The sequence below is a fragment of the Bacillus taeanensis genome (assembly GCF_003318295.1).
In the GTDB taxonomy this organism is placed as follows: domain Bacteria; phylum Bacillota; class Bacilli; order Bacillales; family UBA6769; genus Maribacillus; species Maribacillus taeanensis.
Map to the genome: position 1 here is coordinate 26,487 of NZ_QOCW01000031.1, position 25,565 is coordinate 52,051.

The window sequence follows — 25,565 nt, forward strand, 5'->3', positions numbered from 1 at the left end:
AGTGAACATGGCATTCGGTCTTTCGAGAGCAGAATTAAATCAATGGAAGAAGAAAGTAAAAGCAGGAGAAATTGCTTTTATAACACATTATTGGCTTCATCCAAAAGACCCTTCTATTCGCACGGTAACAAAGGTAGGGTGCAGTAATCTAACACGTCTTACTGAGTGGGGAAACCAGTACGGCTTAAAGAAAGAATGGATTCATCAGCGCGATTTTTTTCCTCATTATGATTTAGTTGGGCATAGACAAAAGGAAATATTAATTCAGGAAAACCAATGGGAGCAATTAAAACGTTTTAAAATAAAGTAAAGTCGGAATATATCCGACTTTACTTTATTTTAATAGGTGATAAACGCTTCCTATCAATTTTGATATTCAAATTCAATTTCATCTTTATTTCGGCTGTATTTTACTTTTAAATCATGACCGTCAAAAAACCAAAGATCGCTTTCTTCTACATAAAACGTAATATCATCGATTGTTTCGCTTACACCAATTTCTTTTGGTTCTCTAACAGCTACACCAAGAGAAAAGCCGCTTTGTACGGTGCTGCAGCCGCCGAGCCGTACAAAAAACCTCACAAAGTCACCATTTTTCACATCCATTTCACGTTTATAATATTGAAGAGCTGGTTTTGTTACAACTATATTCATTGCAAGGACTCCTTTCATCATGAACGCCTTTCTATTATCTTTATCATACCATTATTTCGATAGCGAGGAAAATACTAGTGTTTTAAAACTTTTTAATAGTGGTAAAAAATTATAAAAAGTACTAGTTAGAGGTTTCTTTTATTAAATTTTATACTACAATAAAATAAGATAGACTTTTTTCTAGGAGGCAACATAATGAAGGTAAGGCTCCAAAAATTCATTATTGGATTATTTATATTAATTGTATGTTCTATTATCTTATTAACATATTTTCAAGTTCAAGAAGGAAAACGATTAAATGAAATGCTGTTAAAAGATACAATTATTAATCAAGAAATGCTGTTAAATGAAGAAACGGTTTATGAACAGACAGACAACAGTGATAAAAAAACATTAACAGAGGAACTTAAAGCAGAAAATCAAAAAAATGAAAAAAAAGATAAGCAAACAGAAACAAAAGAGGAAGTAGCAGCGGCTGCTGTACCATCAGATATTACTATTGTAGGATTGGGAGATTCTTTAACGAAAGGAGTCGGGGACCGTAATAAGCAAGGTTATATTGGAATGGTAAAAGATAAGCTTACTGAAAAATTAGGAAATGAACCTATTTTAAAAAATTATGCAGTAAATGGGAACCGTACTGATCAATTAATTAAAGTACTCCGCAAAGATGAAGTAAAAGAATCTTTACAAGAAGCAGATTATGTATTTATTACAATTGGCGGAAATGATATTTTGAAAGTATTTAAAAGCCATTTTCTTGATTTAGATGTAGGCTTGTTTCAGACGGAAAATAAAGATTATGAAAGAAGATTGCATGTTATTATGCGCTTAATCCAAGAAGAAGCGCCTAATGCCCAAATTTACTTTACAGGTTTGTTTAATCCTTTCTTTCAATATTTTAGAGATATTGTTGAATTTGAAGAAGTATTACAGGAATGGAATGAAAGCAGCCAAATTGTTTTAGGAGAATATGAAAATACACATTTTGTTTCCATTTCTTCGTTATTTGAAACATATGATGAACAATTGTTGTATAAAGATAATTTTCATCCAAATGAGCGGGGTTATGAATTAATTGCCAATGCTGTTTACCAACAAATTATGATTAATGAAGGGAAAAGCGAAAAGAGTGAAAAAGAATTAAAGGAATAATGTTAGAAAAGCTGTTATAAATAAAATATAATCAACAACCGAAATAATAGTGGATTTTTAAGGTTGATCCACTATTATTTCGGTTGTTTAGTGTATAAACGTATAGATGGAAAAGATTGATAAAGGTTATGGGAAATCATGTCGGGAATTGTCTAAAAATAATTGAAAGAATTTTAAGTTTTTTATAGAAGTAATATAGTACAGAAGAGAGGAGTGTGCAGCAATGAATCGATATGAAATTCACGAGAAAATTACACATTTAAAAAGCAGATTAGAGCAGGGGGAATATGGGTTTCTAAATGCCAACGATCCTATTATTCATTCATTGGTAAAAGTAAAATTATCTGAAGACGGCATAATCGACCTGGATACGGTTGATACTTCTATTATTTCTGCTTTAAATTCTTTAAAATAAAGATAAAAATTAATGATAAAAAGCACAGCAGTTGTATGCTGTGCTTTTTATCATTAATAATACTTACGAAACATCGTGTCACTTTCATCATGATAATGATTTTTATCATAAGCAATTAATACAATGTTTCCATTTGTTTGTTCATTAATTTCTTGTTCAAGGTGCTTTATCTTTTGAAGAACATCTCCTTTTAAATCGGCAGGAGCATAGCGTTCATCCATTTTTTCATCACCCCAGATTAGATAAAATGCTGTTACATATCAATAGTTTTACATTTACCATATGAAAATATACTTTATAAAAAAACACCTTCGCAAATTTCATATACCGTATGTAAAAAAATAAAATCCAGTGCACCACACACTGGATCAAACAGAATAATCACGGTACTTGTCCGCACGTATTCTTTCTATAGCAATCATATATGAAACTTTATTAAGCTTCAATACTTAAATAATGGAGATAAAACCAAATAGTGGGGTAAAAAAAGTTGTTTTTGTATGTTTAAAATTAAACAACAGTAGAACAAAATTTTACATAATAAGATTCTGGCTTTTCTGCACCTTGTTTATGTAGTTCATTAAATAAGAAGTAATACTGTTTCAAACAATATTCTCCGCTAACATATTGTTTTTGTAGAAAGTCTAATAGTTCATTGGGATTTGTTGGTTGCTGCTGTTTTACATTAGAAAATTGATCAATTAATTGCGATAATAACATAATTAGATCCCCCTTATTAGTTACTTTTCTTAATTTAAGAGTAACATAAAAAAGTTGTTTTTTATTATTTTAGAAAATTGAAACTTCCGACAATTATTTACAAGTTTCTTATAATTTCACGTACCGTATTTAAAAATAAAAATTAGGATAAGTTTTTGAAACACTATATAAAATAAGATAAAATAAAATAAGATAAGATAAAATAAAGAAAGCAGGAAAATAATGATTTCAAAAGATTATTACCATCAAATTATTGATAAACTAAGCATAAATTTTAGCGTAAACAGTTTATTAACACAGCAATCAGATTTTATTTTTATTCTGGAATCACCTCATGTTCAAGAATTAAAACATGGAGTACCAGTTGCAGGAACTTCAGGAGGGACAATGTCTAAAAACCTATTCGGAGAACAATTTAATAAACCATTAGGATTATTATTAAAGAAAAACTTAGAAGAAACTAAAAATCGTCCTACATTAAATCGAATTGGTTTAGTAAATGTCAGTAATATTCCAATGCAAAAAGCGGCTTATCATGATAAAAACATTCAAAAAGAGTATGCTCCATTTTTTGAAATGCTTGAAGCTATTCGAACAAGCAATCAAAAAGATACATATAAAGATGAAGAGTTAAATTTACTACAACATGTATTAATCGAACGATTTAATGATCATTTAAAACCAATCATAAATCGTAAATGTACTATTATACCTTGTGGAAAGTTTGCTCAAAAATTTTTCAGGCTGGCAAATGTAAAAGGGGAGAATTGGAACATTATCGATGATGTTCCACATCCGTCGTATAATTCTTGGAGTCGAGAGCGATATGCTGCTGTTATTCAAAAAGTAAAAGATGCTCTTTATAACTAATATTCTCTAAATCAAAGTTCACAATAACATGATTATGTAAACTTTGATGATGTAAAAATAAGTTGTATAACTTTACATTAGAATGAAAAAATACTTTTATAGATATACTATAGGGTGAAAATCAAGTTGCAATCTATGGTATTAAGTGTTAATGTTAGTAAGTTAAATAAAATCTAAGTTATTGTGATTATAACTGAATTAAGCTTAAGGAGATTGAAAGCATTTGAAAACATTTTATGAATTTGGTTTACAAAACAAAACCGTTAAAGCACTAAGTGGTATGGGATTTGAAACGGCTACTCCGATTCAAGCAGAAACAATTCCTGTTGCTTTAAGTGGAAAAGACCTTATTGGACAAGCACAAACTGGTACTGGTAAAACAACAGCATTTGGCGTTCCATTAATTGAGAAAGCTGATGTTGAAGCACCATTTGTACAAGGCCTTGTCTTAACACCAACTCGTGAGCTAGCTGTGCAGGTAGCTGAAGAGCTAAACAGAATTGGTCAACAAAAAGGCGTACGCACACTTCCTGTTTATGGAGGACAAGATATTAACCGACAAATTCGTGCGCTGAAGAAGGTTCCACAAATTATTGTTGGAACACCTGGGCGTTTAATTGATCATATTAAAAGAAAAACCATTAAATTGATGAATGTTCAAACTGTCGTTTTAGATGAAGCAGATGAAATGCTAAACATGGGATTTATTGAAGATATTGAAATGATCCTTCAAGAAGTACCATCACCGCACCAAACGCTGTTATTCTCTGCGACAATGCCTAAACAAATTCAAGCATTAGCAGAAAAGTTTATGCACGAACCAGAAATCATTAAAGTAAAAGCAAAAGCATTAACGGTGAAAAATATTGACCAACAATATATTGAAGTTCAAGAACAGAAAAAATTCGATGCATTATGTCGTTTACTTGATATTCAATCACCAGAACTTGCAATTATTTTTGGTCGTACAAAAAAACGTGTTGATGAATTGTCTGAAGCATTAATGAAACGCGGCTATTCTGCGCAAGGAATTCATGGTGACCTTTCACAAGCAAAACGTGATCAAGTAATTCGTCGTTTTAAAGAACAAACAATTGAAATTATGGTCGCAACTGATGTTGCCGCGCGTGGTTTAGATATCTCAGGTGTCACACACGTTTATAATTTTGATATTCCTCAAGATCCTGAAAGCTATGTTCACCGTATTGGACGTACAGGGCGTGCCGGTAATAAAGGATTAGCTGTTACATTTGTAACACCAAGAGAAATTGATCATTTACGTACAATTGAAAAAGTTTCTAAAACAACAATTGATCGTCAACCAGTTCCTTCTTATCAAGACGTAATTGTTGAAAAACAGCAAGAAGTTGTTGGTGATATGATTAAGGCAATTGAAAAAGGAAGCATGACAGAATATAAAGGGACTGCAGAGCGTCTACTAGAAGAATATGATTCTGTATCACTTTTATCTGCTGCCTTAAAGATTCTTACAAAAGAGCCTAATCAAACGCCTATTAGACTAACAGAAGTTGCACCTTTACGAAGTAAAAAATCTCAAAATAAATCGTTCGCATCGAAACGTAAAAATGATCGCAAATACGATCGTAAAAACGACCGTAAAAATGATCGTGATCGCGATCGAAATAAACGATTTAGAGCGAAGCGCAGTAAAACTAAATAATATTTATTAAAAGACTAATTTCATTTGAGATTGGTCTTTTTTATTTAATTTTTTATAAAAATCAGTTCTTTCAGTTTATAATTCACTTTTAAAACGTTATGATAATAAGTATAATAGAAAATTGCAAAGGATTGGAGAACGAAAAATGAGTGCTAGCACTGTCCCGCTTTCAAATGAACAGTTAAAAAATATCCGTTCAACCAAAGAATGGATAGGTCGCCTTTCTTTACTGTACAATTATATGAACAGCAATGGAGATGAGAATACAAGTCAGAAAGTCCTGCAGTATATTCATAAACTTCAAAGAAATGAATTTTCCTTAGCATTTTGTGGACATTTCTCAGCTGGAAAATCAAGTATGATTAATGAACTTTGGGGAATTGATCTTTTACCATCAAGTCCAATACCTACAAGTGCAAACTTAGTAAAAGTAAAGACAGGACAACCTTATGCGCGTGTGTATTTTAAAAATCAAGATCCTATCGAATTTGCTTATCCATACGATATTAATAAAGTAAAAGGGTATTGTATAAATGGAGATGAAGTAGAAGCTGTGGAAATCAGTCATCCTACAACTCTTTTTCCTGAAAATGTTGTGGTGATGGATACCCCGGGCATTGATTCCACAGATGATGCCCACCGCGTTTCAACAGAATCGTCTCTGCACCTTGCCGATGTTGTTTTTTATGTAATGGATTATAATCATGTACAATCAGAACTTAATTTTCATTTTGCCAAACAGTTACAGCAGCAAGGAAAAAAAGTGATTTTTATTATCAATCAAGTAGATAAACATAACGAAAGCGAAGTTCCTTTCTTTGCATATAAAGAAGGTGTAATTGAATCATTTTATAATTGGGGTATTGAACCAGAAGGGATATATTATACTTCCTTATTTAATAAAGAGCATCCTTTAAATGAACTGCAGCAGCTAAAAAAGGTGATTCAATCCATTATTAATGAAAAAGAACGCCATCAAAGCGAAAGTGTCATGCATGCTGTTTTATCTTTAATTGAAGAACATTATAAATGGTTCCTTGAAGAAAATGAAGCAATGAGAGAAACGTACGAAAAGAAGCTTTCTTCCATGAATGATAATGAACGCCAATCACTTTATTCTCATTTTCAAGAATGGAAAGAGAAAATGGAACACTATCAAAGATTAGATCAAGTTGTTCAAGCGTCTTTTCAAGAAGAATTAAACCAACTTCTTAAAAGTGCCATATTAACTCCTTTTGAAATTAGAGAGCTTGCGAAACAGTTTTTAGAATCTCAACACCCTAAATTTAAAGTCGGTGTTTTCTTTTCAACAAAGAAAACAAATGAAGAAAAAGAACGACGATTGCAGCAATTTTTTGAGGCATTTTCAAAACAGGTAGAAACACAGTTGTCTTGGCATCTAAAAGAACTGTTAAGTAAATATGCTAAAAAACATACGATTGATCATCCTGATCTGTTACAAGCTGTTTACAATGATGAACAGAAATTGATTACAAGAGAAACCCTTAAAGAGACAATTAAAAAAGGGGCCGAAATAAACGGAGAATATGTGTTAAATTATATGAAAGACCTTTCAGAACATGTGAAAAGTATCTATAAAAAAGAAGCCCTTCTTAAATTGGAACCGTTCACTCAAGCTTTAATAGAACAAACAGCTAAGAAAGTGGAACGCTTAACAATAGAAGGGGAGGAACTGAAGCGAAAAGTGAAAGCTTTTGAAGGGATGAAACATTTAAAACATAAAGAAGCTGTTGTAAAAGAAGAAGCTTTTGAAATTCTGTTAAAGCATTTAAAAAGTGATGAAATCGAAGAGACGATATCGCATCTTCCAAAAGAAAGAAAGCCTAAAGCAGCAGCCATCATTGACGACGCTCAGTCATCTAAAGAAGAAAGCGTGGAAAACGAAGAAGAAGACAACCAGGCTGTTTCAACTGAACATTTAGAGAAGCAATCATTCTCTCATCATTATAAAGAACGCCTTTTGGATACAGCAGAAAGATTAAGAAAAACCGCACATGTATTAAAAGAGTTAAAAGGAATGAAGCGTACTGCAGATGAAATGAATGCTAAAGCAAACCGACTGCAAACAAGAGAATTTACGGTTGCGTTATTTGGTGCATTTAGTGCTGGTAAATCGTCCTTTGCAAACGCCTTAATTGGGGATCTTGTTTTACCTGTATCGCCTAATCCGACAACAGCAACCATTAATAAAATCAAGCCGGTAACAGATACTTATCCGCACGGAACAGTAAAAGTAAAATTAAAAACAGAACAGGCTCTCCTTCATGATTTGAATATGTCGCTAAAATATTTTGAGTATTCCATTCAGACGATTTCTGAAGTGAATGCGGCTTTTGAAAAGATTAATGTGAGTGAAATTGAGCCAAAAGCTAAACCACACTATTCCTTTTTACATGCTGTCGTAAAAGGATATGAATTATACAAAGATAAAAGCGGAGAAGAACTAATTGTTGGTCTAGAGCAGTTTAATGATTTTGTAGCGAAAGAAGAAAAAGCCTGCTTTGTTGAATGGATTGATTTATATTATGATTGTCCACTAACAAAGCAGGGCATTACACTTGTTGACACACCTGGAGCAGACTCTATTAATGCACGTCATACTGGTGTAGCATTTGATTATATTAAAAATGCAGATGTTATTCTTTTTGTTACGTATTATAATCATGCCTTTTCAAATGCGGACCGTGAGTTTTTAATTCAGCTTGGTCGTGTAAAAGATGTATTTGAAATGGATAAAATGTTTTTTATTGTCAATGCGGCAGATTTAGCAAAAGATCATACTGAACTGCAGCTCGTATTAAAACATGTGGAAACAAATCTTTTAGAATATGGAATTCGAAATCCTAGAATCTTTCCAGCTTCTAGTCAACTTTCTATATTGGCTAAGCGCAAACAAAAAGAGCGATTGTCAGATGAGGAAAGGGAAAGACTTCGTTCATTTTTACGATTACCTGCAGAGAATAAGCTGCCTTCAAGCGAAGAAATTCTGAAAACAGCGGGAATTCTCAAGTTTGAAAAAGCATTTTTACAATTTACAATGGAAGAACTTACTGAAATGGCTGTAAAATCAGCATACCGTGATATTAAAAAAGCGGTGCAGGTATTGTCAGAATGGATTTCTGCTGCAAATGAGAACATAGAAGAAAAAAATAATAAGAAAAACCAAATTGAACTTATACAAGAAGAGGCAGCAAACATTGTAAAAAATAGTGAAACGATTTCAAGTGAAAAGGCGCTTTCACAAGAAGTAACTGAACTGATTCATTATGTAAAACAGCGGGTTTTCTTACGATATAATGACGCCTTTTATGAAATTTTTAATCCCGCAGCATTAAAGCATGATAAACAAAGTATAAAAAAGAAACTAGAGCAATGCTTAGAGGAGCTTATAGAGTTTCTTCGTTTTGATATGATCCAAGAGATGCGCGCTACTTCATTAAGAGTTGAAAAATATGTGAACCAACTTTTAAAAGATCAGGAATTACGTATACATGAAAAGCTATCGACTGTTCATCATTCATTCGACTTTATTGAATTTGAAGGACAAAAAAAGGAACTGCCAAGCTTTCACGAAGAGTTCGATACATTAAAACGCGAAAAACTTACACAGCTTTTTAGCATGTTTAAAAATCAAAAGCAGTTTTTTGAGCAAAATGGAAAAAAAGAAATGCGCGAAGCTTTCCAGCACGTTCTTGAAGAACCTATTGCTCATTACTTACAATTAAATCAAGAAAAGCTTTATACTCATTATAAAGAGGCTTATGACAAGGAAATGAAGAGATTAAAGACTTTCTTGATCAATGAAATAAACGACTATATTGATGGCATGCTTGCTGCATTATCAGTTGATGTCAATGTTAAGGAATTAAAAGAAGCGCATGCAAACCTTCAAGAATATTTAAATTAAAAGAAGGAAGGGACACCCTTCCTTCTTTTAATAAGAAAAAGGAATTTACATACAAACCTAGAATAACACTATGATTTGTTAAAGGAGGGCTGGAAATGGTACAAGCTTTTGTAACAACAAAATGGCTGCATACTCATCTCCATGATAAAAATCTTGTTATTTTTGACTGCCGCTTTGATTTAAGTGATTCTGAATTAGGAAGAGAATTATTCGAAAATTCCCATCTTCCAAATGCGCGCTATTTGCATTTAGAAAAAGATTTATCTGGTCCTAAAGAAAAACAAGGGGGAAGACACCCGCTTCCAGATCTTCACGTATTTAGTGAAAAGCTGGGTCATGAAGGGATAGATAGAACAAAGACTGTTATTGCTTATGACGATCAAGATGGAGCAATGGCCGCAAGATTATGGTGGTTGCTTCGTTTTATCGGTCATGACAACGTATTGATATTAAATGGAGGATTTTCTAAATGGGTTCAAGATGGTTATCCTGTCACTAAAAATGTACAGCAGCCAAAACAAACAGTCTTTACCCCGGCTGTACGGAAAGAAATGCTCGTTTCAATGGAAGAAGTAAAAAAGAAGCTGGGGGATAAAAAAACGGTTCTTATTGATTCACGTGACCCTGAGCGTTATAAAGGAAATGTTGAACCAATTGATCCAGTTGGTGGACATATCCCACATGCTGTTAATTTATTTTGGAAAGAAAACATTGATGAAAACGGCATTTGGAAAAGCGAAGAAATCCTTCGTGATCAATTTTCTTCAGTCGATAAGAATAAAGAATTAGTCGTTTACTGTGGTTCTGGTGTAACCGCATGCGCCAATATTATAGCTCTTTACTCGGTTGGACTGGAAGCGAAATTATATGCGGGAAGCTGGAGTGATTGGATTAGTTATGAAGAAAACCCTATTGTAAAAGAAACAACCGCTGACAAGTAATGTCGGAGGTTGTTTCTTTTCTTTATTCAATTAAAAACTGATTCATTCTCTAATTGATTTATAAATGTTTCAAGACGATTCAGCCCTTTTTCTAACAATTCCATTGAATAAGCGAAAGATAGACGAACATAGCCTTCCCCAAAGCTTGAAAAAGCATCACCAGGTACGACGGCTACACCTGCTTCTTTGACTAATTTTAACGCAAAATCAAAGGAAGACATTTGGTATTTTTTAATAGAAGGAAAAATATAAAAAGCGCCATTTGGTTTTTCTACCTCAAAGCCCATTGCCTTTAAACGCCCGTAAACATATTCCATACGCTCCCCATAAGCCTTTTTCATTGGAAGTGCATCATCAATGCCTTCTGTTAATGCCGCTAATGCTGCATGCTGTGTAATATTAGAAGCGCATGTTACATTATATTGATGGACTTTAATCATATGTTTGGAAAGATAAGCAGGTGCAAATGTAAGTCCGATGCGCCAGCCTGTCATTGAATGTGACTTTGAAAGACCGTTAATAACGATTGTTTTTTCACGACATTCAGAAAACGATGCAATAGAATGATGTTCTCCTTCTAATACAAGTTCACTATAAATTTCGTCTGATAAAATAAACAGCTCTTTATCTTTTAATAGCTCCGCAATTTCAGCCACATTGTCTTTACTCAATGTACAGCCTGTTGGATTTGAAGGATAAGGAAGTACCACACAGCGTGTTTTATCTGTAAGATGTTTTTCAATTAAAGCAGCATTTAACTGAAAATTATGCTCCCTTGTATCAACATACACTGGTTTAGCTCCGCAAAGTTTAATAATTGGTTCATATCCAGGGTAAACCGGTCCAGGTAAAATAACTTCAGAGCCTTCTTCTAAAATCGTTCGAAATGCAATATCAATTGCTTCACTTGCTCCGCTTGTGACAATCACTTCGTCTTCGGGGTTATATGTAAGATTATATTTTTTCTTTACAAAATGGGCTGCTGCTGCGCGAAGTTCGATTAACCCTGCATTATGTGTATAGGTTGTTTTATTTTCATCAATTGCACGTTTTCCTGCTTCTTTTACATGCTGTGGTGTATAGAAGTCAGGTTGACCAATGGTTAACGAAACAACATCCTCATATTCTGCTACCATATTAAAAAACTTTCGAATTCCTGATATTTCAATATTGCGTACACGATTATTGATTAAGTGTTCCATTTTTTCAATCCTTTCAAAAACTTCATTCCATAGTAATAGTGTGAGTGTAATAAAGACATTCTATCATAGCTTTTCAAAAGGCGCCCAATGGAATTAAAAAAATTTATGATTTTCTTAATATGGAGGAAGAAAGACATTTTAATGGAATAACAATTAGTAAGGGGGGGAACGACATGAACAGCCAACCAGTTGATTACGAAATAAAAATTGAAACGAGCGACAATTATACGATCACCATGTACATTGATTATTTTAACAGCCGCCTTCGTATAGATGATTATCGCGGAAATTTAGCAGCAATTGCCGAAAAAGTAAAAGCGCTTAGTAAACACTATGCATTTTCAAAAATCATTTGGAAAGCAAGAGAACATGACTGGCCCACTTTAATGCAGCAAGGTTATGTATTAGAAGGTATTTTTAAACACTATTTTAATGGTGATCATGCTTATAGTATGTGCTGCTATTTAGAACAATCTCGAAAAAACAGCAATCATTGGTTAAAAGAAGACGAAATCATTACGAATATTTATGGGCTTGACATACAGGGAGAACAGTCAAACCTTAATGAGGATTATATAATCCGGCATGGAACGTTAAAAGATGTACAGCAGCTTTCTGTTTTATATGATACGGTTTTTAAAGTGTATCCAACCCCTATGAATGAACCGGATTATCTCAAAAAAATTATAAAAGAAGGAACTGTTTTTTATGCAGCAGAGTATAAAGGGAAAATTATTAGTGCTGCTTCAGCGGAGATTAATTACACCTATCATAATGCGGAATTAACGGATTGCGCCACATATATCGAGCACCGCAAAAACGGCTTAATGAAACATTTAATCCTCCAGCTTGAAAAGGAGTTAAAAAAGAAACAGATTTATTGTGCCTATTCATTATCAAGAGCGCTCTCATTTGGAATGAACCAAGTTTTTTATCAATTGGGCTATCAATATAACGGCAGATTAATAAATAACTGTTATATCTTTGATAAATTAGAAGATATGAACGTATGGGTGAAAGATTTATCGCACTCATAACTGCCAAATTTTCGGCATGTAACTGACGAAAATTTGGCAGCTTTAAAAAACATATGGGGGCGAGAAAATGTTTATTCAAACAGATAATGCCCATAGTATGCTTGAGTCTATATTAGAAAGTATTGATGAAGCCATTCATGCAGTTGACGAAAATGGCATTACCATTTTTTATAATTCTGTTGCCGCTAAACATGATGGTGTTACGATTGAAGAGGTATTAGGCAAGCATTTTTTAGAAGTGTTTCCTTCGTTAACGAAAACAACAAGTACCTTACTTCGCGTTATTGAAACGGGGAAGCCCATTTATAATGAGCAGCAAACTTATAAAAACATACGCGGTAAACACATTTTAACCGTTAATACTACACTGCCAATTAAGGTAAAAGGAAAGCTTGTTGGAGCAGTAGAAATAGCAAAGGATGTTACAAAAATAAAAGAGCTTTCTGAAAAACTGGTTGATTTACAAGTGAAAATGAATAAGAAACAAGTAAATAAAAAAACGAAAACTGAAGAAAACGCAAAATATTATTTTAATGACATTCTTACTGAAAATCCCCATTTGATATTTGTAAAAAATATGGCTTGTAAAATAGCAAGAACAGATTCTCCGGTGTTGGTATATGGAGAAACAGGTACAGGAAAGGAACTTCTCGTGCAATCGATTCATAATGCCTCACAGCGAAAAAACCAACCATTTATTGCCCAAAATTGCGCCGCCCTTCCCGCTCCTTTGTTAGAAAGTATATTATTTGGCACTGTTAAAGGAAGTTTTACTGGAGCAATTGATAGGCAGGGTTTATTCGAATTAGCGGACCAAGGCACCCTGTTTTTAGATGAAATTAATTCAATGCCGCTTGAATTACAAGCAAAACTGCTGCGAGTTATTGAAGAAGGAACATTAAGAAGAGTTGGAAGCAATAGAAGTTTTTCAGTAGATGTACGGATTATTACCGCTATTAATGAGACACCTAAGAAAATTCTTGAGGAAAACCAGTTAAGAAAAGACCTTTACTTTCGCTTGAATGTTGTTTACTTACAAATTCCTCCTCTACGTGAAAGAATGAATGATCTCTCTCTTCTTGTTCACCATTTTATTAAAAAATATAATCAAAAATTTAAAAAAGCAGTTACACATATAGATGAAAAAACACTTTTATTATTTGAAAGCTATCATTGGCCGGGCAATGTAAGAGAATTAGAACATGCGATTGAGTCAGCGATGAACATTGTCGATGGGGATACAATTGATAGTGACCATGTCCCCTCTCATTTAATGGTATCCAATTATACAGCGACATGTCAAACATCCAAACATCCTTCTCTCAAACCTTTACGTAAAACGTTGGAAGAAGTTGAAAAATCATTAATTCATCAAGCTTTATATGAAACAAATGGAAATATTCAACAAGCTGCTAATCTCCTCGAAATACCAAGACAAACACTTCAATATAAGCTAACAAAACGAAAAAAACACCAGCGCTGATTTTTCGGCAGCTGGTGTTTTTAAGTACTTTTAAACCTCTGCAAGTGTTGCTGTTACATGATTGTGGGCATCATCAAAATTGGCATAGATCTTGCATTATATAGTAGGAGAAGAAAATAAGGAGGAAATGTTATGATATCTGTTTATAAACCAAAAAGACATTGGAAAGATATAGAATTATGGAAAGATGTTACGAAAGAGCAGTGGAATGATTGGTTGTGGCAGTTAACGAATACAATTCGAACATTAGACGATTTAAAAAAAGTGGTAAATCTTACTCCTGAAGAAGAAGAGGGAGTTCGCATTTCAACAAAAACGATTCCACTTAATATTACACCGTATTACGCTTCACTTATGAACCCTGATGATCCCCGCTGTCCAGTGAGAATGCAGTCTGTGCCTATTTCAAAAGAAATTTATAAAACAAAATATGACCTTGAAGATCCGCTTCATGAAGATGAAGATTCACCAACTCCCGGTTTAACACACCGTTATCCTGACCGCGTGCTGTTTTTAGTAACAAATCAATGTTCGATGTACTGCCGCTACTGTACACGCCGCCGTTTTTCCGGACAAATTGGCATGGGCGTACCGAAAAAACAGCTTGATGATGCCATTCACTATATTCGCCAAACACCTGAAGTAAGAGATGTATTAATTTCAGGGGGAGATGGGTTACTTATTAATGATAAAATACTTGAATATGTATTAAAAAATTTACGTTCCATTCCTCATGTTGAAATTATTCGCATCGGTACTCGTGCTCCTGTTGTGTTTCCGCAGCGTATTACTGAAAATCTCTGTAATATTCTCAAAAAATATCACCCTATCTGGTTAAATACTCATTTTAATACCTCTATTGAGATTACAGAGGATTCAAAACGTGCTTGTGAAATGCTTGCAAATGCCGGTGTTCCTTTAGGGAATCAAGCTGTTATTTTAGCAGGAATTAACGATAGTGTTTCTATCATGAAAAAATTGATGCATGACCTTGTAAAAATCCGTGTACGTCCTTATTATATTTATCAATGTGATTTATCGGAAGGGATTAGTCATTTCAGAGCCCCTGTATCAAAAGGAATTGAAATTATTGAAGGACTAAGAGGTCATACATCAGGTTATGCAGTACCTACATTTGTAGTAGATGCTCCAGGAGGCGGCGGGAAGATTGCGGTGCAGCCAAATTATCTTATCTCACAAAGTACAGATAAAGTCGTGCTTAGAAACTTTGAAGGTGTGATTACCACATATCCAGAACCGGAAAATTATCAGCCAGGTCGTGCTGAACCTTATTTTCAAGAAATATATGGGGAAGAAGCAGTGAAAAAACCAATGATAGGTATTGCTTCTCTTATGAATGATAAAGAATCTTCACTTATACCTGAAGATTTACAGCGGCTTAATCGAAGAAAGCGTTATCAAGAAGATCCAACTCATACTTCATTAAAAGACCGCCGAACAAAGCGTGATGAATTAATTGAAAAAAAATATCAAGCAGAGCAAAAAAAATACGAGTCAAAAGAAGATTAAACAAAAGAATCTTAACATTCTATAGAAATAACATGGAAGGAGGAATATTATTGCAGTGTTTATGGTGTGAAACAGACAGTGCTTCTCATACAAAATTAACAGGATATTGGGAATTGCCGGATGGCAGTCGAGCGATTGAAATTCAATCTATTCCATCCATTATTTGCGCAAATTGCGGAATGGAGTATCAAGAAGATCAAACGGTTGAAGACATTGAAGAACAACTTTTGTTAATTGATACTAAAAAATTACCGAAAATAATAACTTACCAAGGGTTAATGGAACAGCCGAGGCGATTGAAGAAAAATTATTTTGATTTCAATAAATACCCACTTTAAAAAAGAAATTTCTACTAAGCAGCGAGTGAGTGATCGCTGCTTATCTCTAATTTATATTAATAAGTCAAAAAATAGAAATCGCTCATATATATAATGATAAGATTCTAATACAGCGGGGTGAGTTCTGTGACGAAACGAAAAACACACCTTATTAAACCGCTATTAGGTTTAGATTATCCTGAAGTAACTCATGGTAAAGGAATTTATTTATATGATACAGAAGGAAATGAGTATATTGATGCTGCATCTGGAGCTGCAACTGCTAATATCGGGCATGGTGTCATGGAGATCGCAAAAGTAATGTATGAACAGGCAACACGTGTTTCTTTCGCTTACCGTTCTCATTTTACGAGTGAACCTGCCGAAAAACTTGCTGGAATACTGGCCAACTATGCACAAGGTGATTTAAATTGGGTATTTTTTGTAAACAGTGGTTCAGAAGCAACAGAAACGGCTTTAAAAATTGCGCTTCAATATTGGCAGGAAAGAGGAAAACCTGAAAAAAATCATATTTTATCAAGGTGGATGAGCTATCACGGCATTACATTAGGCGCCTTATCGATGTCAGGGCATATCATTCGTAGAAGGCGCTTTGAATCTCTTTTAAAAGATTATCCAGCAGTACCCCCACCATATTGTTATCGCTGTCCCTACAACCTTTCTTATCCGCAGTGCAAAACAGCGTGCGCCTCTGAATTAGAACAAGCCATTTTAAAAATCGGAGCTGACAAAGTAGCAGCATTTATATTTGAACCGGTTATTGGTGCTGCAGGAGGAGCGGTTGTACCTCCTGATGATTATTATAAAGAAATAAAAGCCATTTGTGATAAATATGAGATTTTATTAATTGCAGATGAAGTAATGACAGGAATAGGGCGTACTGGAAAGATGTTTGCGATGGAACATTGGAATGTGCAGCCCGACTTAATCGCACTTGGAAAAGGGATGAGCGCAGGCTATACACCGATGGCGGCGACTATTGTAAGCGATCGTATTATTGAAGTCATTGAGAAAGGATCAAAAGTGATATTAAGCGGTCATACATTTAGCGGTAACCCGCAATCCGCTTCTATTTGTGAAGCTGTATTAGAATATATTGAAAAACATAACCTAGTCCAAAATGCGAAAGAACAAGGCGAACGTTTACTGATGGGATTATCAAACTTAGAAGCAAAGTATTCGCTTGTTGGCCATTCTCGTGGACTCGGGCTTCTTTGTGGACTTGAATTTGTTCGAAATAAAGAGACAAAAGAGCCATTCCCGCTTGAACTTGAAATCACAAACCGAATTATTCAACGCGCGTTTCAAAAAGGATTAATACTCTATAATGCAGCAGGAGGAATTAACGGGAACAGCGGTGATGCTGTCCTTATCGCCCCTCCTCTTACAATTAATCGTGTTGAAGTTTATAAAGTATTAACGGTTTTAGAAGAAGTCATTCGTGAAATTTCTCTTGAACTTAAAAATGAAGGATTGTTAACAAATCGCTCCATTAGCTAATCAAAAATGGAGGTGGGAAAATTGCTGAAAACAAAGGTTGTCGAACTCGATCAAGCGATGATTCATATTAAAAACGGGATGACGATGATGTGCGGCGGCTTTGGAGGTGTAGGGTCTCCGCCAACGATTATCCGTGCCATCTTAGATAAAGGAATTAAAGATCTTACATTTATTTGTAATGATGCGGGGTTTCCGTGGATAGGACCTGGTAAGCTTATAGTTGAAAAACGCATTAAACATTTAATTGCCTCACATATTGGTTCTAATCCTGAAGCGGGAAAACAAATGCATGAGGGGCGCTTAAAAGTAGATTTCTTCCCTCAAGGCACATTAGCAGAAAAAATTAGAGCAGGCGGAATGGGTTTGGGCGGCATACTCGTTGATGTTGGGATAGGGACGATTGCAGAAAAAGGAAAACAAAAAGTAATCGTAAATGAAACAGAATATATGATTGAACCTGCACTTATGGCAGATGTTTCAATTGTTTACGCAAAAAAAGCCGATCCGTATGGAAATTTAATTTATGATAAAACCGCCCGTAATATGAATCCTCATGTGGCCGCAGCTGGGGCGATCACCATTGCAGAAGTAGAAGAAATTGTTTCGTTTAATGAGCTTGATCCAGAATCGATTGTCACACCTGGCGTTTATATTGATTATGTGATTTTAAGTGAAGGGGTGGACTGGAAATGGCCGTGGGAATTACAGAAAGATACTTGATCGCAAAACGAGCTGCACAAGAAATTACCCGAGGGATGATTGTAAACCTTGGTATTGGTATTCCGACATTAGTTGCTGATTATATCCCAAATGATTATGGCGTGATGCTTCATACAGAAAACGGCATATTAGGAATGGGTCCATCACCTGAAACAGGAAAAGAAGATGGCCACCTGTCGAATGCAGGCGGCTTTCCGGTAACAATAAAGAAAGGTGCCTCTTATTTTGATAGCGCGACAGCCTTTGGAATTATTAGAAGAGGATATCTTGATGTTACTATCCTCGGTGCTCTTCAAGTTAGTGAATGCGGAGATATTGCGAATTGGATTGTACCAGGAAAACGAGTTCCTGGGATGGGCGGTGCAATGGAGCTTGCTCAAAAAGCGAAAAAAGTGATTGTCCTTATGAATCACACATCAAAGGATGGATCTTCTAAAATTTTAAAAACATGCACACTGCCGTTAACTGCTGTCAAAAGCGCGAACCTTATTATTACTGAAAAAGCTGTATTTAAAGTTCAAGATGAGCGGCTGTATCTAAAAGAAGTGATGCCTGGTTCTAGTATCAATGATATAGTGAACTCAACAGATGCTTCCGTCACTATTTGTGATTCACTTACGAACGGCAAGTAAGGGGGTGTTTCATTAGAGGCTGACCCCACAACCTCGTACAAGAGATAGATCCGTTTTATAAAACGGATACTATATATGAGGCGGGGAGAGTCTACTCTATGCTTTTGAGATAGCCCCTTACTCTTTATACCCCAAATCTTACATGACTAAGGTGATCGTGTAGTTTTTCTTTTTCAATTCTCTCTAAATACACATTTGTTGTTGAAATATCTTCATGTCCTGCAAGCTGCTTGACAACAGAGAGCGGTACATCGTTTTCTAACAGTGTTGTAATATACGTATGGCGAAACCAGTGCGGAGAAATATGAGGATTTTTCTCCGCATATTTCGCTGCTGTTTTTACAATATGATAAATGTTTTTATAAGACATTCTTTTCTTATGAAAACGAGTTTCCTCATTATAATAAGTGCGAATCGAAAAGAAGAGCGGGGACCTGTCATACGGATCGATCTCAGCTGATTCTTCAAAACTTCTTCTGTATTCAAACAATGCGTTAAGAAAGCGATCATCAATGACTGGTATCGTTCGTTGTTTATTTCCTTTTCCGATCACATCGATATTCACTTCACCGCGCCGGTTATAGCGAAAAGATCCCCAATTTAACGAAACAATTTCACTGGCACGCATTCCGGTTTTATATAATAAATGACCGAGCAGCTCATTCCGTTTCGTTCTCTGGACTCTATAAGCTTTTTGTTTTACAAGTTTAGAAAATAACCCAATCAATTCTTCCGCATCTTGCTGTGAAAGCTCCCGTACTTGGCTGTATGTTTGAGTTTCGGATAAGAGATCGGAATAATGCCCTTTTTTTATCGCGGGTTTTTTAATCCATTCGTAGAGCGGCCCTTTATAAAAATGCGTTTTATAACCAAATGCTAATAAACGGCGGAAGAAATTTAATTTCCGCGCTGCTGATCTTGCTGCGTATTTTTCATTGATGTAACGGTTATACATTCTTACTTCTGGAAAACCAATCCCTTTAAATGTAATCTGATAATCTTCCATAAATGAAAGAAGAGTTTGGGCATCTGTTCGATAAGCTTTAAGCGTCTGAGGAGATAACGGTTTTCCGCGATCTTCATTATTGATTTCCTCAAGAAAGAAAATTTCAAGGAACTCTCGATCTGAACAAGATGATAAGTCCAGCTCACCTCGTTCATTTAATAAACCATTTTTCTCCATCGACATTCTTAGTTTATGTACATAATCACGATCCTGCAGGCTGCTTTGTTTTGGAATTAAATTCACTGTTCATCACCACTTACTTTAGATTAGTTTACAATAATAATATTATGTATACAAATGAAAGTAGATTGCTAGTTTACTTACTTTATTTATGTCCGATAACTGATACTTATCGGACATAAACTTATTTTAACACAAAATAGGACGTAATGAACGGATAAATTAAATATTATATCCATTATTTCCTATTTTTATTACCATTATTAGCTTTTTTCTTTTTTGCAACGAGATGGACAACTTATAAGGAAAGAGGTTTTCGATGCACGTGAGAGTGATTCTCTGCATACCATAAACTGGTTTTTTGTGAATAAAAGATGAAAGGTTTTCTTACAAAATTATTGAAAAATATTGTTGATTTCTATCAATAAGCGCGATAAAATTTAGCTAGTTTAGTTGAACGGTCATTAGAGAAAGAAGGGTACGAAATGGAACATACGTGGGATTTGTTAAACATCATCGGAACCATCGCATTCGCGATCAGCGGAGCCATTGTTGCGATGGAAGAAGATTATGATTTGTTAGGGGCATTTATTTTAGGACTGGCAACCGCTTTTGGCGGAGGAGTTGTCCGAAACTTACTAATCGGTGTCCCTGTTGAAACACTTTGGCAGCAGGATGGTCTTTTAAAGCTGGCCATTATTGTCATCGCGATCGTCTTTTTTATGCCGAACGGCTGGATTAAACATTGGCGCCGTTGGGGGAATTTCTTTGATGCTCTCGGTTTAGCGGCTTTTGCGATCCAAGGGGCATTATATGCTGCGGACATGAATCACCCAATTAGCGCCGTAATGGTTGCGGCGGTATTAACAGGCTCAGGAGGCGGGGTTATTCGCGATGTACTAGCGAGAAGAAAACCGACCGTACTTCAGGCGGAAATTTATGCGGTTTGGGCAATGCTTGCAGGTCTTGTAATCGGCTTAGGAATTGCTACTGATATATGGCACTTTTATGCACTATTTATTATTGTTGTGGCGCTTCGGATGTTTTCTGTTATGTATAATTGGCATCTTCCTAGACGTTCACTACGAATTTAGTAACAAATAAAAAAACAGGCTGCGATTTTGCAGGCTGTTTTTCTTTATAAAAAACAACGTGATACTTAGAAATTAGTTAAGAATGTAGATATTTTCTTTAAATAGTAAATTTAAAAGAATTTTCAGAAAAAACAAAAAAATATATTGAAATATATGAATATACCATTTATAATAGGAAAAAGAGCACCGAGGGGGAAGCCAAAATGAAACATGAAAATTTTTATAAAGAGAACATGAAGCAATCTGCAATGAAAAAACAAAAAAGTTCAGAGAGTTTTATTTTGGAAATGTATACTCAAATGGTCATTGATGAATCATTATTTAAAATGAGAAAAGCAACACTGCTGTCAGCAATCGACTCTGCCTTAGACAATAGAGATAAGGGGTTATTTCAAACATTATCGACAGAATATAATAAACTTGTTCGTGCAGTTAGTTGACTTAAAGCTGTACGATCACAAAAAAGGAAGCTGGGATTAAATACAGCTTTCTTTTTTTGTGTTTTTCGGTAAAATATGTAGAAAAGCAAGTTTTTCAGAAAGGACATGGAAGCCTATTGAATTACATAGAATCCACAAACTATTTAAAACAATTTTATTCAAGAACCACTAACCGTACTGCTAATCATCACTTGTCTATTATGGAGGAACTCTTTCATTTATTTCATTTGAATGAAAGTCAATTTGATATTGTCCAGGTAACGGGTTCGTGCGGAAAAGGAAGTACCGTTACGTACATTTCGCACATTTTATTACAAAATAACATTTCTCACGGTGTATTTACCGGACCTCACTTATTACGGTACGAAGAACGTTTTGCTGTAAATGGAAGCCTCATTTCTTCTCATGACTTTTGTGAAATAGTTACAACGATTGCGCAAATATTAAAAAATTATCCGAAAGAAAATGAAGTTGGTCATATGCACGTGATGACCTTACTTGCATTTTTGTACTTCCGGAAACTGGGGATAAAGTTAGTCATTTTCGAAAATGGTTCTGGCGGCCTATCTGATCCGTCCAATATTCTAAATCCCGTTATTGCTGTATTCACTGAAATCACCTTTGATCATACACACTTACTCGGAAATTCTATTGAAGAAATCACACGTAATAAAGCAGCCATTATTAAAAATCGGACAAAATATGTCGCGGCAGGGATGCGAAATAAGAAGGCAAGAACGTTACTTAAAAGCCTTGCAGCAGCAAAAAATGCTTCCTTTCGATTTATTGATGAACACTATAAAAGTACTTACAAAAAACAGTTATTTCATTATAGAGGGTTTACAGAATGGATCTTACCCATGTCATTTCCTGCTGAATATCAACAGCAAAACTTTACAAATGCCGTTTGCGTTATGGAGCTGCTGCAAAAAATAAGATATCCTATCTCACAGTATTCCCCTTTCAATACGGGGGATGTGCTGCTGCCTGGACGGATGGAATGGACGGAGATCTGCGGGGAGGAAATTCTGCTTGATGGTGCTCATAATGAATACGAGCTGGCATCATTAAAAAGAGAAATAGAGAAACAAAACTTGAAAAATCCACTGTTTTTTATGGCTTTTTCTTCTAATAAAGATATCGAAAAAATGGTAAAATCAATTGCATTAAAAGAGGCTTTTTACATCATTGTTCCTTCCCCCTTTCATGAGCGAAGAATCAATCATAAAGTGGTGGAATCGGTCTTTCATTCTCTTCAATTACCTTATACTTATCATGAAAATATTGAGAGGGGATTACAAGACTTTTTAAGGCGAAATAACAATCAATCGAAAGTGATTACAGGTTCTCTTTATCTTATTGGTTTTATTAAACAAAAACAAAAAGAGGGGTTTATAAATGACACTTACAACACTGAAACAAGCTGAGAACCTGATCTACCAATCATACATGCGTGCTGTACCAAACATCCTCCATGAACAGGATGATATTGTGAAAAAGCCTGAGTTAACAAGATCCCTTCTTGACGATATCGGAAAACCAGATCAAAACGGGACAAATATTTTAGTAACTGGAAGTAAAGGAAAAGGCTCTACTTCAAAGATGATCGCTTCCCTTTTAGGACACCTTGGATATAAAGTGGGTCTTTTCACTTCTCCTCACATCCTTCATTTTACTGAACGCATTCGAGTGAATGGAAAGTCAATTTCTGAAGGTGATTTTATTCGCTTAGCCAATCAGGTTGCTCCATCTTTTAATGAAATTGAAAAAACACTTCCGCCACACCATTATCAAGGTCCGATCGGAGTGGCTTTATCGATTGCATTATTATATTTTAACGAACAAAAAACCGATGTAAATATTATTGAGTGCGGTAGAGGCGGGAAATATGATGATACAAATGTAATTAATAATGAGCTTGCTGTTATTACACCTATTATGGAAGAACATTTAAACCACCTAGGTCCAACACTTGAAGATATTATCATTCATAAGCTGGGAATTGTAAAAGAAAAAACAAAAAATGTTGTCATTAGTAAACAATCTCCATACGTTCAAGAAGTTATTAAAGAGAAATTAAACACAAACAATGTTCACGCTTTTTATGACAGCACTCATTTTCACGCATTTAACATTCACATAACTCAAGATGGAGTATCGTTTTCTGTGGAAACAAATGAATCAAACTATAGTAATATATTTTTATCTTTATTAGGAGAATTCCAAGCGAATAATGCGGCTGCCGCTTTAAAAACATGTGAAGTTTTCCTTAATAAAACACTTCCTTTAAAGGATGTTAAGAAGTGTTTTCAAAAATTAAAATGGCCAGGAAGATGTGAAATCATTGATCATTCACCTTCCGTTATCGTTGATGGCGCCATTCACCGAGAAAGCGCAAAGTATGTAAAGAAAATTTTAGATGAAAGTGGATTTAAATCTATTGTTTCTATTCTTGCTGTTCCAGAGGATAAAGATTACAAAGGCGTTATAAAAGAAGCAGCATCCTTTTCAAAACAGATTATCATTACAAAGCCCTCTGTTAGTCATAAAACATTTCCAAAGGACGCATTAGCTGTATCAGCCGCTTATCTTTCAAACAGCATTGAAATCTATCCTCTTGAATCAGCTGTTCAAAAAGCTAAAGCTAATCCAAGGATAGATTGTATTGTTATTCTTGGTACGCAAACGTTTATTAGCGATGTAAAAAGAATATGGAAACAATCTTTAGCTGACCTTGGGATTTAACAAACAAGTTAGCTCTTTCAAAAGAGCTAACTTGTTCTCATTAGTTCGTGAAAAAGCGATTCACTTCTTCGCGATCCTCTATTTCTTTTTCTTTTGAAAGATAGGGGTTATTTTCGGTATTGTTTTTTATGTCTAGGTTTGTTTTTGCGCCGATTGATGGGCTGGAGCTTGCATTTAAAATTATGCGATCATTTAACTCCTTAAAATCGGGCATGTTCGTTTGCTTTTCCATGTTTATCACCTCCTAACTATAGCATCGGCGGGGATTGCTTTTACTATGTATAGAAAGAAGATTTATGAATAGCCTTTACATCTAAAAATAAAGCGTGCTATATTTGGTGTTTGAAATAAAAAATAAAAACAATAAAAAGGATGGACTATGAACAAAGAAAAATTATTGTTAATTGATGGATTTAATTTATTAAGCAGGTGTTATTTTGCGACTGCATATGGACGAAGCGAAGAACAGCTCCAATCACATAATGGCTTTTATACGAATGCGATTCGTGTAATGCTTCAAAAATTACAAAACCTCTGGAATACTTATCAGCCTACACATTTTGCCATTGCATGGGACGTAAAACGTGAAGAGACGATTCGAAAACAGCGCTATCAGGAGTATAAAGCAACAAGAGGAGAACTTCCTTTTCCGCTCATTCAACAATTCGAAACATTACAAACCTTATTCAACCAGCTGAGCATCCCTCAGCTAACTATTCCTCAATATGAAGCAGATGATATCATCGGAGCTCTTTCGATGAAATGGAAAGCTGAAAGAAATGAACCTTGCTATATATACAGCAATGACCGCGATCTGCTGCAGCTGTTAGATGAGAATACATCCCAAATTATTTCAGTAAAAAAACAAGGCGATGTTCTTTATACACTTGCTGATTTTAAGAATGACTATCAAATTACACCAGCACAATGGATAGATGTAAAAGCATTATTAGGAGATAAAAGTGATAATATTCCGGGTGTAACGGGAGTAGGAGAAAAAGCAGCGCTTCCGCTCGTACAAATGTATGGTAGTATTGAAAATATTTATAATCATTTAGACAGCTTAGACCCAGTATTTAAACGTTATACAAAAAAACTGTTAGCCGGAAGAGAAAGTGCTGTTTTTAGTAAAGAACTTGTAACCATTTATCTAGATATCCCAGCCCTTGATGAATTAACTTGGGATTTGCTGCGCTTTTCAATAGATAAGGAAGTACTAAAAAAAGCAGTAGAACCATTTGATATAAGGCTTAAATAAACATAAACAACGCAAAGCATCATGCTTTGCGTTGTT

At 34.9% G+C, this 25,565-nt stretch carries 25 protein-coding genes; 19 read left to right on the forward strand and 6 right to left on the reverse strand.

Annotation, left to right across the window (positions count from 1 at the left end; translation table 11 throughout):
• Nucleotides 1-7 precede the first annotated feature (7 nt).
• On the forward strand, nt 8-310 hold the full coding sequence (locus tag DS031_RS20680) for a hypothetical protein (RefSeq protein WP_113808100.1): 303 nt from the start codon (nt 8-10) through the stop codon (nt 308-310).
• Nucleotides 311-363: 53 nt separating this feature from the next.
• Here DS031_RS20680 and DS031_RS20685 read toward each other — a convergent pair whose 3' ends face one another.
• Entirely contained in the window at nt 364-654 is a 291-nt protein-coding gene (locus DS031_RS20685; RefSeq protein ID WP_113808101.1) for a HesB/YadR/YfhF family protein, read from the reverse strand.
• 195 nt (nt 655-849) lie between these two features.
• Between DS031_RS20685 and DS031_RS20690 the strand changes: the two genes are divergently transcribed.
• Both DS031_RS20690 and DS031_RS20695 read left to right on the forward strand, forming a co-directional pair.
• A complete protein-coding gene (locus DS031_RS20690; RefSeq protein ID WP_113808102.1) occupies nt 850-1,809 on the forward strand; it encodes a GDSL-type esterase/lipase family protein in 960 nt (319 codons plus the stop codon).
• Between the two features lie 223 nt (nt 1,810-2,032).
• Nucleotides 2,033-2,224 (forward strand): hypothetical protein, encoded by a 192-nt coding sequence (locus DS031_RS20695; protein WP_113808103.1) that lies wholly within the window; start codon nt 2,033-2,035, stop codon nt 2,222-2,224.
• A 53-nt stretch (nt 2,225-2,277) separates the two neighbouring features.
• On the opposite strand, the gene DS031_RS23900 is transcribed toward DS031_RS20695, so the two are convergent.
• Together DS031_RS23900 and yppF are read right to left on the reverse strand one after the other, a co-directional pair.
• Nucleotides 2,278-2,445: a hypothetical protein gene (locus DS031_RS23900; RefSeq protein ID WP_181833271.1), complete on the reverse strand. Its 168-nt coding sequence runs from the start codon at nt 2,443-2,445 to the stop codon at nt 2,278-2,280.
• A gap of 289 nt (nt 2,446-2,734) precedes the next feature.
• Nucleotides 2,735-2,944, reverse strand: coding sequence for a YppF family protein (gene yppF, locus DS031_RS20700; protein ID WP_113808104.1), 210 nt, complete (start codon nt 2,942-2,944; stop codon nt 2,735-2,737).
• Between the two features lie 222 nt (nt 2,945-3,166).
• Between yppF and DS031_RS20705 the strand changes: the two genes are divergently transcribed.
• From DS031_RS20705 to DS031_RS20720, 4 genes are all read left to right on the forward strand, one after another.
• Nucleotides 3,167-3,814, forward strand: a complete 648-nt coding sequence (locus DS031_RS20705; RefSeq protein WP_113808105.1) for a hypothetical protein — start codon at nt 3,167-3,169, stop codon at nt 3,812-3,814.
• A 223-nt stretch (nt 3,815-4,037) separates the two neighbouring features.
• Nucleotides 4,038-5,495, forward strand: coding sequence for a degradosome RNA helicase CshA (gene cshA, locus DS031_RS20710; protein ID WP_425452001.1), 1,458 nt, complete (start codon nt 4,038-4,040; stop codon nt 5,493-5,495).
• Between the two features lie 145 nt (nt 5,496-5,640).
• The gene (locus DS031_RS20715; protein WP_113808106.1) at nt 5,641-9,423 is read left to right on the forward strand and encodes a dynamin family protein; all 3,783 of its coding nucleotides are present in this window, start codon (nt 5,641-5,643) and stop codon (nt 9,421-9,423) included.
• Between the two features lie 95 nt (nt 9,424-9,518).
• Nucleotides 9,519-10,364, forward strand: a complete 846-nt coding sequence (locus DS031_RS20720) for a sulfurtransferase (RefSeq protein WP_113808107.1) — start codon at nt 9,519-9,521, stop codon at nt 10,362-10,364.
• Between the two features lie 26 nt (nt 10,365-10,390).
• On the opposite strand, the gene DS031_RS20725 is transcribed toward DS031_RS20720, so the two are convergent.
• The gene (locus DS031_RS20725; protein WP_113808108.1) at nt 10,391-11,566 is read right to left on the reverse strand and encodes an aminotransferase A; all 1,176 of its coding nucleotides are present in this window, start codon (nt 11,564-11,566) and stop codon (nt 10,391-10,393) included.
• 173 nt (nt 11,567-11,739) lie between these two features.
• On the opposite strand from DS031_RS20725, the gene ablB reads away from it, so the two are divergent.
• From ablB to DS031_RS20760, 7 genes are all read left to right on the forward strand, one after another.
• Nucleotides 11,740-12,603: a putative beta-lysine N-acetyltransferase gene (gene ablB, locus DS031_RS20730; protein ID WP_113808109.1), complete on the forward strand. Its 864-nt coding sequence runs from the start codon at nt 11,740-11,742 to the stop codon at nt 12,601-12,603.
• A gap of 67 nt (nt 12,604-12,670) precedes the next feature.
• Nucleotides 12,671-14,086 (forward strand): sigma-54 interaction domain-containing protein, encoded by a 1,416-nt coding sequence (locus tag DS031_RS20735; RefSeq protein WP_113808110.1) that lies wholly within the window; start codon nt 12,671-12,673, stop codon nt 14,084-14,086.
• A 132-nt stretch (nt 14,087-14,218) separates the two neighbouring features.
• Nucleotides 14,219-15,616, forward strand: coding sequence for a lysine 2,3-aminomutase (gene kamA / locus DS031_RS20740; protein ID WP_113808111.1), 1,398 nt, complete (start codon nt 14,219-14,221; stop codon nt 15,614-15,616).
• A gap of 50 nt (nt 15,617-15,666) precedes the next feature.
• Entirely contained in the window at nt 15,667-15,954 is a 288-nt protein-coding gene (locus DS031_RS20745; protein WP_245947586.1) for a YokU family protein, read from the forward strand.
• Nucleotides 15,955-16,071: 117 nt separating this feature from the next.
• Entirely contained in the window at nt 16,072-17,454 is a 1,383-nt protein-coding gene (locus tag DS031_RS20750; RefSeq protein ID WP_113808113.1) for an aspartate aminotransferase family protein, read from the forward strand.
• Between the two features lie 6 nt (nt 17,455-17,460).
• On the forward strand, nt 17,461-18,174 hold the full coding sequence (locus DS031_RS20755) for a CoA transferase subunit A (RefSeq protein WP_113808114.1): 714 nt from the start codon (nt 17,461-17,463) through the stop codon (nt 18,172-18,174).
• Nucleotides 18,144-18,806, forward strand: coding sequence for a 3-oxoacid CoA-transferase subunit B (locus DS031_RS20760; protein ID WP_113808115.1), 663 nt, complete (start codon nt 18,144-18,146; stop codon nt 18,804-18,806). Before DS031_RS20755 ends, DS031_RS20760 begins: the two co-directional genes overlap by 31 nt.
• Before the next feature lie 124 nt (nt 18,807-18,930).
• On the opposite strand, the gene DS031_RS20765 is transcribed toward DS031_RS20760, so the two are convergent.
• Entirely contained in the window at nt 18,931-20,055 is a 1,125-nt protein-coding gene (locus DS031_RS20765; RefSeq protein WP_113808116.1) for a tyrosine-type recombinase/integrase, read from the reverse strand.
• A gap of 422 nt (nt 20,056-20,477) precedes the next feature.
• On the opposite strand from DS031_RS20765, the gene DS031_RS20770 reads away from it, so the two are divergent.
• From DS031_RS20770 to DS031_RS20785, 4 genes are all read left to right on the forward strand, one after another.
• Entirely contained in the window at nt 20,478-21,086 is a 609-nt protein-coding gene (locus DS031_RS20770) for a trimeric intracellular cation channel family protein (RefSeq protein WP_113808117.1), read from the forward strand.
• A gap of 203 nt (nt 21,087-21,289) precedes the next feature.
• The gene (locus DS031_RS20775; RefSeq protein WP_113808118.1) at nt 21,290-21,526 is read left to right on the forward strand and encodes an IDEAL domain-containing protein; all 237 of its coding nucleotides are present in this window, start codon (nt 21,290-21,292) and stop codon (nt 21,524-21,526) included.
• 116 nt (nt 21,527-21,642) lie between these two features.
• Nucleotides 21,643-22,953 (forward strand): bifunctional folylpolyglutamate synthase/dihydrofolate synthase, encoded by a 1,311-nt coding sequence (locus DS031_RS20780; protein ID WP_142675807.1) that lies wholly within the window; start codon nt 21,643-21,645, stop codon nt 22,951-22,953.
• Nucleotides 22,925-24,271 carry a bifunctional folylpolyglutamate synthase/dihydrofolate synthase gene (locus tag DS031_RS20785; RefSeq protein WP_113808120.1) on the forward strand — a complete coding sequence of 449 codons (1,347 nt, stop codon included), beginning with the start codon at nt 22,925-22,927 and terminating at the stop codon, nt 24,269-24,271. The genes DS031_RS20780 and DS031_RS20785 overlap by 29 nt, the downstream gene beginning before the upstream one ends.
• Before the next feature lie 40 nt (nt 24,272-24,311).
• On the opposite strand, the gene DS031_RS20790 is transcribed toward DS031_RS20785, so the two are convergent.
• Nucleotides 24,312-24,503 (reverse strand): hypothetical protein, encoded by a 192-nt coding sequence (locus tag DS031_RS20790; RefSeq protein ID WP_113808121.1) that lies wholly within the window; start codon nt 24,501-24,503, stop codon nt 24,312-24,314.
• 147 nt (nt 24,504-24,650) lie between these two features.
• On the opposite strand from DS031_RS20790, the gene DS031_RS20795 reads away from it, so the two are divergent.
• A complete protein-coding gene (locus DS031_RS20795; RefSeq protein WP_113808122.1) occupies nt 24,651-25,529 on the forward strand; it encodes a 5'-3' exonuclease in 879 nt (292 codons plus the stop codon).
• The last annotated feature ends 36 nt before the right edge of the window (nt 25,530-25,565 follow it).